General features: G+C 45.7%; 9 protein-coding genes and 1 pseudogene. 9 read left to right on the top strand and 1 reads right to left on the bottom strand.

Annotated features, from left to right (window positions below; genetic code table 11):
• Nucleotides 1-18 precede the first annotated feature (18 nt).
• From DP_RS16230 to DP_RS16200, 7 genes are all read left to right on the top strand, one after another.
• On the top strand, nt 19-1,533 hold the full coding sequence (locus DP_RS16230) for a GumC family protein (RefSeq protein WP_049785176.1): 1,515 nt from the start codon (nt 19-21) through the stop codon (nt 1,531-1,533).
• On the top strand, nt 1,533-2,291 hold the full coding sequence (locus tag DP_RS16225) for a CpsD/CapB family tyrosine-protein kinase (RefSeq protein ID WP_011190443.1): 759 nt from the start codon (nt 1,533-1,535) through the stop codon (nt 2,289-2,291). Before DP_RS16230 ends, DP_RS16225 begins: the two co-directional genes overlap by 1 nt.
• Nucleotides 2,260-3,831 carry a tetratricopeptide repeat protein gene (locus tag DP_RS16220; protein WP_011190442.1) on the top strand — a complete coding sequence of 524 codons (1,572 nt, stop codon included), beginning with the start codon at nt 2,260-2,262 and terminating at the stop codon, nt 3,829-3,831. Before DP_RS16225 ends, DP_RS16220 begins: the two co-directional genes overlap by 32 nt.
• Nucleotides 3,828-5,084 (top strand): O-antigen ligase family protein, encoded by a 1,257-nt coding sequence (locus tag DP_RS16215; protein ID WP_011190441.1) that lies wholly within the window; start codon nt 3,828-3,830, stop codon nt 5,082-5,084. Before DP_RS16220 ends, DP_RS16215 begins: the two co-directional genes overlap by 4 nt.
• Before the next feature lie 97 nt (nt 5,085-5,181).
• Complete coding sequence (locus DP_RS17235; protein WP_162096687.1) at nt 5,182-5,709, top strand: transcriptional activator RfaH; 528 nt, start codon at nt 5,182-5,184, stop codon at nt 5,707-5,709.
• Nucleotides 5,710-6,194: 485 nt separating this feature from the next.
• Nucleotides 6,195-7,454 carry a Coenzyme F420 hydrogenase/dehydrogenase, beta subunit C-terminal domain gene (locus DP_RS16205; protein ID WP_162096686.1) on the top strand — a complete coding sequence of 420 codons (1,260 nt, stop codon included), beginning with the start codon at nt 6,195-6,197 and terminating at the stop codon, nt 7,452-7,454.
• A gap of 164 nt (nt 7,455-7,618) precedes the next feature.
• The gene (locus DP_RS16200) at nt 7,619-9,163 is read left to right on the top strand and encodes a lipopolysaccharide biosynthesis protein (RefSeq protein ID WP_011190438.1); all 1,545 of its coding nucleotides are present in this window, start codon (nt 7,619-7,621) and stop codon (nt 9,161-9,163) included.
• A 551-nt stretch (nt 9,164-9,714) separates the two neighbouring features.
• Here the strand turns inward: DP_RS16200 and DP_RS17740 are convergent.
• Nucleotides 9,715-10,540: pseudogene (locus DP_RS17740) on the bottom strand (IS5 family transposase).
• Nucleotides 10,541-10,695: 155 nt separating this feature from the next.
• Between DP_RS17740 and DP_RS16185 the strand changes: the two are divergent.
• Nucleotides 10,696-11,778 carry a polysaccharide pyruvyl transferase family protein gene (locus tag DP_RS16185; RefSeq protein ID WP_011190437.1) on the top strand — a complete coding sequence of 361 codons (1,083 nt, stop codon included), beginning with the start codon at nt 10,696-10,698 and terminating at the stop codon, nt 11,776-11,778.
• Between the two features lie 101 nt (nt 11,779-11,879).
• Nucleotides 11,880-13,028 (top strand): glycosyltransferase family 4 protein, encoded by a 1,149-nt coding sequence (locus DP_RS16180; RefSeq protein ID WP_011190436.1) that lies wholly within the window; start codon nt 11,880-11,882, stop codon nt 13,026-13,028.
• The last annotated feature ends 9 nt before the right edge of the window (nt 13,029-13,037 follow it).

Here is a 13,037-nt window from a genome sequence, read left to right as displayed (position 1 = left end):
AAAGGTTTGTGGGGTATTGTGCAAAATTCAATAAATGAGTTTGAAGAAGAGATTCATCTTTCTGATTACATTCAAATTCTTGTTAAGCGCAAGCGGCTGATTCTCCTGTTTTTGCTGGTGACAGTGGTTCTGGTGATGGCGGCGAGTTTTATGATGAAACCGGTATACCAGGCCACGGCCAACCTCGTGATTGATAAGGAGCAGACCTCTTCGCCCCTGACAGGCGAGCGTATTGACAATTCGAGCTATGCGTCCCAGTTACTCACCTTTAATACCCACTTTAAGCTGATCCACTCTAAACCGGTGGTGTTAGCTCTGGTTAAAAAACTTAAGCTGGATGAGAAAGAGGAGGATGTTATCGCCTCACCGCTTGCCAGAATCAAGCAACAGATTAAGGCCAACATTAAACTGCTCCTGGCCCGATTCTCCCCGGAGCAGGATGGCGAAGCCAGTGAGCTGAGCGAAGATGAGAAGCTGGCCTCTCTGGTAAAGCAAATTCAAGACCTTATCACCATTGAGCAGGTGCGTGACACCCGGCTCTTGACCATCAGTGCCGAAAATACCGATCCGGTATTGGCCAGCCGTCTCGCCAATACCCTTGCCAGGGAGTATATCGAGTTTGATATGGAGAGTCGGCTCTCGTCATCCAAAGAGAATCTGGAGTGGATGAATGGCCAACTCTATCAACTGAAAAAGCGACTTGAAGATGGTGAACAGAAGTTCCACGACTTCAAACAGGTGAGTAAGTTGTTCTCAATTGATGGCAAGCAGCAGGAAATTGGCCATAAAATTGAGGAGTTTAATGATCAATATCTGGAAGCGCGTAATAAGCGTCAGGAGATTGATGCTAAACTTGCCGAGATCAAGCGTCTTGCGGCCTCTTCCGGAGATATTACCCATATCCGCTCCTTGCTGGGTAATCCCTCCATTGATGCCATCTCTGAGAATCTCACTCGCCTTGAGTTGCAACGTACCCGCCTAACCAAAGTCTATAAGTCTAAGCATCCAAAGATGGTTCAGATTGATAGTGAGATCAGCAAAAATCGGTTCAAAATTAGAATTGAGTTGAAGAAAGAGTTAGAAAATTTAAAAACCGAACGGGCCATTCTCCTGAGTAAAGAGCAGATCATGGAGGAAAATGTTGCCCAGTTTGAGGATGAGGCAGTGGACGCCAGTGGCAAAGAGTTGCGCTATACCATTTTGCAACGTAACCTGACCACCAGTCAGAGTCTCTATGACACCTTGGTCTCTAAAATTAAGGAGTCAAACCTCCTCTCTTCGGGAACTTCTTCTAATATCAGGGTGGTAGAGTACTCTTCGGTTCCGGTGGCTCCAGTTTCGCCAAATAAGCGGAAGAATCTGCTGCTTGCCCTGGTGCTGGGGCTCTTTGGTGGTATAGGCCTTGCCTTTTTACTGGAGTACTTTGACCAATCCATCCGCACCGAAGATGATCTTCGTACCTATTTGGATATTCCGGTTCTCGCCACAGTGCCATCTACTGACATGCTGAATGCTTCGAAGGAGGGCTATTGATGTTTTTCCAGAAGAGAGCTGAGAGTAAAACAGATAGCGGTGTCAAGGCACTGTTGAGTAATTTTTCTGTTAAATCGCGGTATGCCGAATCCTATCGAACTTTACGAACCAATCTCCACTTTGCCAGCCTTGATAAAAAGTTGCAGGTGCTCTTGGTGACCAGCGCTTTGCCGGGGGAGGGAAAATCTACCACCGTTGCCAATCTCGCCCGCACCATGGCCCAGATGGGGCAGTCAGTTCTGATGGTGGATGCTGATTTGCGAAGGCCAGGTCTGACGACCTGCTTTTGCTCGGGAAAAGTTAAACCCAGGTTCGGGCTCTCCTCATTGATCAGTGAAACCTTGGGGCAAACCCTTCTGGAGAGTGAGCATCTTATGGAGAGTCTTGCCCAGACTGTTATTGCCACAGAGTATGATAATCTCTTTTTGCTTCCCTCGGGAGCGATCCCCCCCAATCCTCTTGCCCTTTTTGGGGCTCAAGGGCTTTCGGCCATTTTTGCTGCCTGTCGCCAGAGGTATGATATGGTGATTGTGGACACCTCGCCGGTGTTGCCGGCCAGTGATGCCTTGATGTTGAGCCCATATTGTGATGGCGCCTTGATGATTGTTCAGTTTGGGGGAGGCAATAAGAAGGCACTCAAAGATGCCTTAACTCGGATAGAGGGCTCGGGTGCCAATGTTCTGGGGGCTGTGTTGAACCAGGCAGATAGCCGTGAAAGCAGCTACTATGGTTATCCCAGTGCCTATTATGGCGAGTGAGTGGGGCAAGAGAGGCCTTAAGCTGGCAAACGTGCTGGTTCTGGCCATGCTCGGGATACTCGCTATGCTCAGCTTTTCCCGCTGGCACTATCAGAGTGCTCTGACCCTGTTGGAGCGTCCATCTCTTGATAAAGCTTTAGCCAAATTGAACCTCTCTCTACACTATCTGCCGTTTCACTCTGCAGGCATCACCCTCTTTGCAGACGATCTTCACAGAATCGAAACAGTGAAGGGGCAGCTCTATTTCAGACTTGCGGCCAATGCCAACTCTCTCTCTCTTTTTAAAAAAGAGCTGGAGAACTCGGCTCGGGCCTATAAGCAGGCGGTAGATTTGAACCCCTATGACTCCACTGCTATGGCCGGCTGGGCCTCAACTCTGGCAGCTTTGCAATCTTTATCCCGCCGAAGTGATAGGCAACAGCTCTATGATGCCCTGCCCATCTTTGCAAAAGCCCAACAGCTTCGCCCCAACTCAGCGTCACGAGCCTACGCTTTTATTCTCTATCTTGCCGAGAGGGGGATGCAGAGTCAAATGTTGACTGAGATTGAGCAGCTTATGGCAATCGCTCCCTTCCTCTTTTATAAGCTGAGAAAAGAGGACTTCTATACGGACTCTCTTCGTTCAGCGGTGGAGCGGGGAGCTTTGCAGGCAAGTACGAGCACAAATTTAAGAGGTGATGCCCTTGGCGTATTGCGAAACATCGCGCTTGAACGAAAAGATTTCCCCACCGCCCTCAGCTATTGTGAGCAGCAATTGGCATTCCCCTATCAACGGAACAGCCCTAACCTGTACCTTCAGGCGGGACGCCTGGCCCTGCAGATAGAAGATACCTCTAAAGCGATAAGCTATTTTTTAGAGGCCTTTCGTCAGAACGAGAACAAAAACAGCGCTATTGAGCAGATATTTAACAGTTATCACGGGGTAAAACGGGAGACAGATTTTTTTCTCTTTGTTAAAAGAGCCGGGCAGGAGAGAGAGTTGCCAGCAATAACCGATATCTACCTTGGTAAAAGTCTGATGTATAGCGGCCAACCCGAACTTGCCATTGCCCGTTTTCAGCGGCTGACCACAGGTCGCTATGCTGGCGAGAGCTACTACTGTCTTGCCCGTATCTACAGTGAGCAGAAGGATTGGGATCGGATGGAGCTTGCCGCCCAGAAAGCAGTTGTTGAAGATAGGACAAGGCCTGAATACCACTACCTTTTTGCCAGGTCTCTTGAGCAGCAGAAGAAATATCCCCAGGCCGAAGCGGCCATGAATGAGGTCCTTACCACAAGCCTGAGGCCAAACCCCTGGTATTTCAATAAACGTGGCTGGATTCGTTATGCCCAAAAAAAGTACAGTGCTGCCATTGCTGACTGGCAAGAGGCAAGCAGGCTTAAACCCGAAGTACCAGGCTTTCTGTTTCAGATCTCCCTGGCCTATCAGGCCGGCAAAAACGATGAGCTTGCCAGAGAGTATGCAGAGAGAGCAGTTGTTCTGGAGCCTGGCAACGCAAGGTACCAGAAACAGTTGGCCCAGCTCAGGAGGAGATCATGAACCGTCAGCAAATCTATGACTCTCTTGCCATGGCCTCTCTCTTTGCCCTACTCCTCTTTGCCCCCCTCGCCCGGGGCAGCGTCTCTCCCTGGGCCCAATCGACTCTGCAGATTCTTGTTATTATCACCAGCTACTTCACCTTCCTAAAAGTTACCAGCAGCAACAGAGCTCTCTTTATTCCAACCCCTCTCTTCTATCCCATTCTGGCCCTGATTCTCTGGACCCTGCTCAGCTTTGCCCTCTCTCCGCTAAAAGGTGTTGGCGTCGATGCCCTGATGCTGCTCTTTACCTATATCCTCTTATACTACTCAGTGATCCATCTGATCGATAGCCGTAAGAAGGAGCGGATGCTGGTCTGTTTGCTCATTGGGCTGGGGATTTTCCTCTCTATCTTTGGTTTTTTTAAGATGCTTGGCTACAAGCCCTTCCCCTGGTGGGACTATCTTCAGCATGATACATTTATAACCAGTACCTACGGCAATCATAACCATTTGGCGGGCTATCTGGAGATGGTTATTCCCTTGAGCCTCTGCCTTTTTCTCACTCGAACGAGAAGGGGCGTAAGCTTTTTTGCCCTGTTGCTGATCAGCTTGATTTTGCTAGCTGCCCATATCGCCACCCTCTCCCGGGGTGGCTGGCTAGCCCTTGCCCTCTCCCTCCTCTTTATGGCAACTGTTCTTCTTGGCCAAAAGCGCTTTAGAGCGAAAAAGCTTCTCCTGCTCATCATCTCCTTCACCCTCCTCCTCTCGATTTTTATCCTGGCCGGCTCCGACATCCTCGAACGTCTGCTCTCCCTTACCGATCAGGAGACAGTTGCCGGGCTGAATGGTCGCAGCCACACCTGGCAGGGCGTCTATAAAATGATTGCGGCCCACCCCTTCATAGGCTCTGGCCCCGGCTCCTTCGCCACCATCTTTACCCAGTTTCAACTACCGGGAACCAGTGCCCGCTTCTACTATGCCCATAACGACTATCTGCAGTTCATCGCCGAACTTGGTCTGCCCGTAGTGCTGATTATCCTTTGGGCTTTACTCACTGTTGCTAAACAAGCTTGTAGGAAAATAAAAGAGGCTAGCCGACAAACCTGGGGATTCACCTTGGCTGCTCTGGCTGGGCTGCTGGCAATTGCCTGTCACTCCTCTGTCGATTTTAATCTGCATATTCCGGCCAATGCTCTCATTTTTACCGTGCTGATCAGCCTCGTTGGATCTGGCCCTAAGCAGATCGAAAAAAGTAAAGGGGGTGTGGCTTAGATGGGAACCGCCGAGCGGGTTGCAAAAAATACCTTGATCCTCTATGCCCGGATGGGGACCCAACATCTTAACCATGGAGAGGGAGCAATTGATAAACATGATGAGAGATAACGAAACTGAAGGTCATTGGTATGCAATTCGTACCAAGAACAAAAAAGAAGAGGTCGCCAAATTCAACTATCAACGACAGGGGTATACTGTGTACCTACCCCTGCTTCGCAAAACTGTCCATCACGCGAGAAGCACTACTGAAAAGCTTGTTGCCTTTTTCCCTGGTTACCTTTTTCTCAACCTTGCCCCGGCAGAACAAAACTGGACTGCAATAGCTTCAACCCGTGGTTCACTTGGGGCACTGTGTTTTGGAGATAGCTATATCGAGATCCCTGGTTGGGTGATAAGCGACCTTAAAGCCCGAGAAGATAAAGGCCTCTCTATCCTAGCAAAAGACCTCATAAAAGAAAACCTGACACCCGGCTCTGTCGTCACAGTCAATATCCCTGGTTTAGAAAGTGTTGAGGCTGTAGTTTACTCCATTCGGGGAAGTGAGAATGTGGATGTCTTACTCAATATCCTCAGTCGACAGGTTAAAACCACGGTGTCGTTAGATCGCATCAAGATTGATTGAAAGCTGATCGTTCATTGGCCTAATAATAAAGTTTTTTTTCCTTTACTAAACGATCACTTAAACGTAAGATTAGTGTAAGTCTTCAACGGGTGAACGCAATGTTCACCCAAATGGCGGTAGCGTGCCAATTTGAGAATTTGTTCAGTAGTAGTTGCAAGATTTACAGATCCATTAAGCTTCAGCCACGAGCCAATTTCCTAACTAAAAATATCGAAAACCTCCATGCCTGCTCTTGCAGACGAAATGCCTTGCCAGCTGCCGTCGTCTGGCCATCAACGTCAGCCAGAGGCAATTAGCGGGAGAATGAGGAATCTCACTGGCTGAGTTGAACTATTTCCTCCACGCAGTCATCTCAAAAGGTTGGATAAAGCCCGGCTTACCGTTCGTTTTTGAGTTTTTGTTTTTGATATCGGATGGATATGTGTTGGAAATGGCTGTTTTGGGCGGAATGGGTGTATCCTGACGCCGAAAACATGTTTTTAAGTATGAAAATTAAGCACTTGTTTGTCTCAGAGACCCAGGCAAACACTTATACGTTTTTTAGCGATTTCAATGATTCTGCCCACTATGGATTTACAATGATTCATCTAAATACAAAAGAAGACTGCTGCGGCTGTCATGCGTGTCTGTCTATATGTCCGGCTAAATGTATACAGATGCTTCCCGATACAGAGGGGTTTCTTTATCCGATGGTTGATGAATCTCTTTGTCCTGAATGCGGGCTTTGCGAATCGGTGTGTCCTGTAATCAATCCTCCTCGGCAGGAAGGGGATTCGGTAGCCTTTGCCGCGTGGAATCGGAATGAGGATGTTCGTGCGGACAGTTCCTCTGGGGGGGTTTTCAATGCTCTTATGCAGTGCACCTTTGAACAAAACGGGGTCGTTTTTGGTGCTGCATTTGATGATTCCATGACTCTCTGTCATCAAGCCGCTCACAATGAGGTGGAAGGGCAGGCATTGCGGGGGTCAAAATATTTGCAGAGTACCATCGGTACTGCGTATCAGGAGGCCCGGAAATATCTCAAGCAGGGTCGGCAGGTTTTGTTTTCAGGCACCCCGTGCCAGATAGCCGGACTGTATGCTTTTCTCCGCAAAGAGTATGATAATCTCCTTACCTGTGATGTTGTATGCCACGGTGTGCCTTCTCCGAAAGTTTTTGCGGCGTACCGTGCCGAGCTTGAGCGCCAGCATGGCGCGAAAGCGCAGAGAATCGCTTTCAGACGAAAGAATTTTGGCTGGAAGCGATTCTCTGTATCCTTGTCATTCGACAACGATACAGAGTATCGCCGTGTTTTGAACGAAGATGCATTCATGATCGGTTTTTTATCCAATACATACTTGCGCCCGTCATGCCATGCGTGCAATTTTTCGCGTCTGCCCAGAGTTGCAGATATTTCATTGGCTGATTTCTGGGGTGTCGGGACACATCATCCGGAGTGGGATGATGATCGGGGAACTTCGCTGGTTATCGTCCAGACGGAAAAGGGAAAGAGTGCCTTTGATGCCTGTCGGCAGGATATCACGGTACATGATGCGGATTTGAACGTGGCAATTCAGTCGAACCCTTGTATTTGCGGTTCGGTTGCACCGGGGGCGCGTCGTGAAGCATTTTTCAGCGACTTGAACACTCTTCCTTTTGAAAAAGTAATGAAACGCTATATGCGGCCAACTCCGCTGTGGCGTAGAAGGGCTGGCAAGGTGAAAAGACTGGCTGGCCGAGTTCTGCGTCGGATGCGGGTGATATAAATTTTGGCGGCTGCGGTTGAGAATATGCGCAGCACTATTCTTCAGGCATGCGGAAAGAGTCGGTGTCGCATGGCAACGACGGAAAGGACCATTGTATCTTTGAGCGGAAAATAGCACCTCCCACCTTCGTGATTTTATTTTGATAAACGGGCAAAATACCACGTATGAATCCCTCGCATCGTATTATTATCAACACGGCAGCTACATATACCCGTTCTGTTTTCGCCATCGGCCTGGCGCTGTTTAGCAGTCGCTGGGTGCTGAATGCTCTGGGGCAAACTGATTTCGGCCTTTTTACGGTTGTCGGTTCCCTCATTATTTTCATCTCTTTTCTGAACTCGGTCATGGCAGCAAGTGCCTCCCGACACTTTGCCTATGCCATGGGGCAAGGGAATCCTGAAGAGGTGAAGCGCTGGTTCAACGCTGCATTCAGTATTCATCTCTGTCTTGCAACGGGTTTGATCCTGACCGGGTGGCCCCTCGGCGAATATGTCATTGCAAACTATCTTACCATTCCGGCAGACCGCATAAGCGCCTGCCTATGGGTTTTTCGCATTTCGCTGGTCTCCACCTTTTTTGGCATGGTCTCCGTACCGTTTATCGCCATGTTCACCGCCAAACAGCATATGCCTGAAATTGCCAGTTGGGGAATGGTTCAATCCGTTTTAACCTTTATCCTTGCATTTTTTCTGACCCAGGCTTCGGGTGACCGCCTCTTATGGTATGCTGGCGGGATGGCAATGATTCCTGTCTTTGTGCAATCCTGCCAGATATTCCGAGCTCTTTTTCTTTTCAGGGAATGTGCTGTGGAAAGGCGGTATTGGTTCGATAAAAAACGGCTGAAGGAAATTTTTTCATTCGCCATCTGGAATCTAATCGGCTGCCTTGGAGCATTGCTTCGTAATCAAGGCTCGGCTATTTTGCTGAATATATTTTTCGGTGCCAAGGTTAATGCTGCCTACGCTATCGCCAATCAGGTTTCCGCCCAAACCAACCAACTTTCCGCTGCCATGATGGGTGCATTTTCCCCGGAGATCACTTCCTGCGAGGGGCGGGGTGATCGTGAACGGATGCTGTCGTTATCCCTTCGATCCACCAAATTCGCCACAATCCTCATCCTCCTGTTCGCCATTCCCCTAATGACTGAAATGGAATACGTACTGAAACTCTGGCTCCGTCAGCCCCCGGAATATACCGCCATGTTCTGCCGCTTGATCCTGACCACTTTTCTGATCGATCGCCTGACCTCGGGATATATGCTTGCCATAAATGCCCACGGCAGGATCGCCGTCTACCAGGCAACCCTTGGCACAAGCCTGGTTCTAACCCTGCCCCTGGCCTGGCTCTTTCTTAAACTCGGCTATCCGCCCACAAGCGTTGGGGTGGCATTTATCATCACCATGACTGTTTGTTCTCTGGGCAGGGTTCTATGGGGTCAAAGGCTGCTCGGCATGCCGGTCACCAAATGGCTCACGTCAGTCCTCATACCCTGCGGCATGGTTGCCACTGCCGCCACCCTCAGCGCCCTGCTGTCCCGTTGTCTTTTGTCACCGTCTTTTAGCCGATTGGTTTTAACCACGGCAGTTTGTATTGTAGTTTCTTTGCTGGCCAGTTGGTTATGGGCACTGGATGACTCGGAGCGGGGCTTTGCTTGCAGGGCAGGTAAACGGCTAGTGGGTAAAGCATCTTTGCTTTTGAATAAGGCATAGCCACCTAGTACACAGTAAGCTTTAACTGTTCGCTGTTTATTTGTTTTCTTGTATAATCCTCCATAATTATAATCAATTGGAGGAAGAGATGGCACCACATTATCGAGTGACACTGACTGAGGAAGAACGCAAAGATCCGGAAGCTATTTCGACAAAGGGGAGAAGAGCTGCTCGAACCGTTTTATATGCAAGAGCACTCCTAGTGCTTGATGCTGATGAATATGGGCCAAAATGGGTTGTAGCAAAGTTGCAGAAGCGCTTGGGACGTCACAACTCGTAGTCTAGAATATATGAGTTGAGCAGGGAGTTACAGCTGCTATTGAGCGTAAGAAACGATTAACCCCACCCAGGAAAATTCACTTTGGCGGAGAGTTTGAAGCTCATCTATTAGCGCTTGCGTGTTCAGAAATCTCAGAGGGTGGAGAGCGCTGGGCTATGCGGCTATTGGCGGGAAAAATGGTTGAGCTCAAGATGATAGAAAGTGTCTCGGTGAGACCTTGTTGCATAAATCATGAGAGAAGGAAATCAGTCCCTCTCTGCTTCATTTCATCTTAGCAAACGCCCTCTCGAACAGGCATCCCTAACGTATTAATTTTGTTCAAAGCCTTGATCGCAGCCCTACCTGCTTGCCTCCTCGCGGAGGCTTAATTTGCCACTGATCAACTGTTTGTAGCGATACATCGCCGTTTCAGCAAGAGACCTTTGATGACACCCTGTGCTTTTACCGCATCATTTTGTGGGTGCCCATCCTCCCACATGTCAGCATTTTTCCGTGGAGGTATAGTCGCAACTGATCCTTTTTTCTTGGCCACGGCATAGCAATCCTTCGTGTCCGGCGCCATCATCCGATATCTGTTCAATGCGATGACGAAGAGGTCCCAATACCTTGGAATCATGAACTCACTCCATAGAAATTTCACCACTTAGGCGATCAGTCTCGGTATCGATTGCAAGGTGACTTTTACGCCAGGTTCTACGTTTGGAAGCCCCGTGTTTTCTGACGCTCCACTCTCCTTCTCCATGGTTTACACCCAGTCGAATCGATATGCTTAATCGTCCCACGACTTGGCAACCTGCAATTCATCTCAACAGTTCGTGCACGTCTACTGACAGGTGTATCAGGCGGCTGGAGGTCGATATCCATCAGTTCAAAAAGTGAATTTAGAAAACCTTCTGTACCCTTGAGAGACAGTCCATAAATGGTTCCACATCAAACAGGTCGTGCATCATCCGCGTACTTGCGACACGGCCACGCTGCTCTGATACAGTCGTACTGTACCAACTTTCAATCGCTTTCTTGTCCACCCAAAACGTCACAGCTATTGCTTTAGTGCCCCACTCCGGCCAGTTTTTGATCTTTCTCCTACTGTCTCCCATAACTCCTCCAATGCTCCATGTTGCAAGAAAACATCATCGAGCAGCGTCAGCAACTTCTATTTGTGCAACAAGGCCCTGTACTAGCTGAACATTAGTGGTAATCAAATTTTTTTAGTAAAATTTCGGAACTTATACAGAAAACTGTAAGGAATTTAATGAAAGTAGGAATATTAACGCTACCCTTTAATAACAATTATGGCGGATTATTGCAATCATACGCACTGCAGACATATTTGAAAAAGCAAGGGCATGATGTCTTAGTTATTCAAAGGGTTTCAAGTCAAATATCAAATTTTCAAAATTTTAAAAATTTAGTTAAGAAGATGATAGGGTTTTGTCCAATAATTATTGATTACTCTGCAATGAAAGAGTTTGAATACAGCAATATGAAACTTACAAAACCAATTACATGCAGAAAAGATTATAATTGTATTGATTATTCTTTTGATGCATTCATTGTTGGTAGCGATCAGGTCTGGCGTTTCGATTATACTAAGGATAGTAAAAAAGAATATTTTTTTGACTTCGTAGCGAGTTCCAATAAAACATTACTATCCTTTGCTGCCTCTTTCGGCATTGACAAATGGACGATAGACGAGCAAGAAACTGAAAATATAAAACAATTATTAAATCGATTCACTGCTGTTTCTGTGCGGGAAGATTCTGGGATCCAATTGTGCGCAGATCATCTCAATTTTAAAGCGGAACTGGTGCTTGATCCTGCTTTTTTGCTGCATGCTGATGAGTACCGTAGCTTGCACGTGCAGGAGGAAAATAATCAAGGGAAGGTATTGCACTATCTTTTAGACGATAATCCTGCATACAGCGAATTATCGAGAAAAGTGTGTGAAATTTTGCAAAAGGATTCCTTTACTGTAGGTAGGAAGTTGGAGAAACGAGTACTGTTTTGGTCTTTTTTTCACTACCGGTCGGTTTATAGTTGGATTAATGGTTTTAACGATGCAGACTTTGTATTTACTGACTCATTTCATGGAGTTGTATTTTCTATTATCTTTAATAAGCCATTTATCGCTTATGCAAATAAAAAAAGAGGGTATACTAGATTTAATTCATTACTAAACATATTTGGTTTAAATGATAGGTTGGTTTTTGACCTTACTGATTTCTCAAGTGATATAATAAAAAGCTCAATTGATTGGGATAAAGTAAATAAAATAATCCAGCAAGAGAGGATTAAATCTGATGTATTTCTTAGATGTTTGGGGACGTTGGAGTGAAGGTTTATATCTCATATAATAAATTTTTTATTAATTTTGTATTTTCGGTTGAATTTACATGAGAGTTCATTGGTTTTTTTGTCACTGTGAAAACGGTATGAATGTCTTGTGCAAACTACAAACTAATTTATTGGCAATATAATGGAAAAAGGATTATGCGGATTGTACATATATCGTACCATTTTGATGAATATGTTTTAGGATTGGCTGAAGGACTTAGCGATAAAGTATCAAAAAAGTTCATTTTTGTTTCTAATAATAGTAATTTAATGGATTCATCGCATAAGGCCGGATTCCATGGTGATTTTATTAAATTCCATAAGCCACGTATCCGAAATATGCTAAAAAACATTATTTTAATTATTAAAATATTTTTTGAAGTAAAATCATTTAAACCTGATATTATCCATTTTCAAGGAGAGCATGTTTGGTTTATTCCGCTGAGGTTACTTTTTCGAAAGTACGGTATAGTTATTACAGTACATGATGTTAAATCTCACATAGGAGAAGAAAAAAAGTGGATTGAAATTACTCAACATATTTTGAGAAAAATGTCACACAAGTTTATAGTTCATGGCGAGATTTTAAAAAATGAGTTACTCGACAAACATCCATGGATAGAAAATCAGCAAATTCATGTAATCCCGCATGGGCCACTAACTTACTATAGATTAAAGAATAGTAATTTTTACAAAGAACAAGAAAATACAATTCTATTCTTTGGGAGAATACATCACTATAAAGGTCTAGATATTCTCATAAAAGCGGAGCCTTTAATTTCCAAGAAAATACAAAATCTCAAAATCATAGTTGCTGGAAGATGTTCAAAATTTGGAGAATATGAAAAATTAATTACTGACTATAATAAATATAAGATCATTAACAAATTCATCCCAGATGAAGAAATTTCTCAATTATTTCAAGAAGCAAGTGTGATTGTCCTGCCGTATAGAGAGGCAAGTCAAAGTGGTATTATCCCTATAGCATATGATTTTAAAAAAGCTGTCGTGGCTAGTAATGTGGGGGCTATCTCTGAGGTTGTAGATCATCTTAAAACAGGAATATTAGTTGAAAAAGAAAATGTAAACGAACTTGCCAATGCATTATGTGATCTTTTAATATGTAAAGAAAAAAGAGAGCGTTTTGGTGAGGCAGGACATAAAAAGTTATATTCTGAACTAAATTGGAATATAATTGGAGATTTAACAGTCGATGTTTATCAATCACTTATTAACAATATAAAGTTATAAACTTTCTAT

Origin of the sequence: Desulfotalea psychrophila LSv54 (assembly GCF_000025945.1) — a bacterium.
GTDB lineage: Bacteria > Desulfobacterota > Desulfobulbia > Desulfobulbales > Desulfocapsaceae > Desulfotalea > Desulfotalea psychrophila.
This window is presented reverse-complemented; position numbering and strand designations above follow the sequence as displayed.

Excerpts from the sequence above, each read along its gene's own strand:
- DP_RS16200 (WP_011190438.1), top strand. The coding sequence starts at position 7,619 with ATGAATCCCTCGCATCGTATTATTATCAACACGGCAGCTACATATACC.
- DP_RS16185 (WP_011190437.1), top strand. The coding sequence starts at position 10,696 with ATGAAAGTAGGAATATTAACGCTACCCTTTAATAACAATTATGGCGGA.
- DP_RS16225 (WP_011190443.1), top strand. The coding sequence starts at position 1,533 with ATGTTTTTCCAGAAGAGAGCTGAGAGTAAAACAGATAGCGGTGTCAAG.
- DP_RS16180 (WP_011190436.1), top strand. The coding sequence starts at position 11,880 with ATGTCTTGTGCAAACTACAAACTAATTTATTGGCAATATAATGGAAAA.
- DP_RS16215 (WP_011190441.1), top strand. The coding sequence starts at position 3,828 with ATGAACCGTCAGCAAATCTATGACTCTCTTGCCATGGCCTCTCTCTTT.
- DP_RS17235 (WP_162096687.1), top strand. The coding sequence starts at position 5,182 with ATGATGAGAGATAACGAAACTGAAGGTCATTGGTATGCAATTCGTACC.
- DP_RS16205 (WP_162096686.1), top strand. The coding sequence starts at position 6,195 with ATGAAAATTAAGCACTTGTTTGTCTCAGAGACCCAGGCAAACACTTAT.
- DP_RS16220 (WP_011190442.1), top strand. The coding sequence starts at position 2,260 with ATGGTTATCCCAGTGCCTATTATGGCGAGTGAGTGGGGCAAGAGAGGC.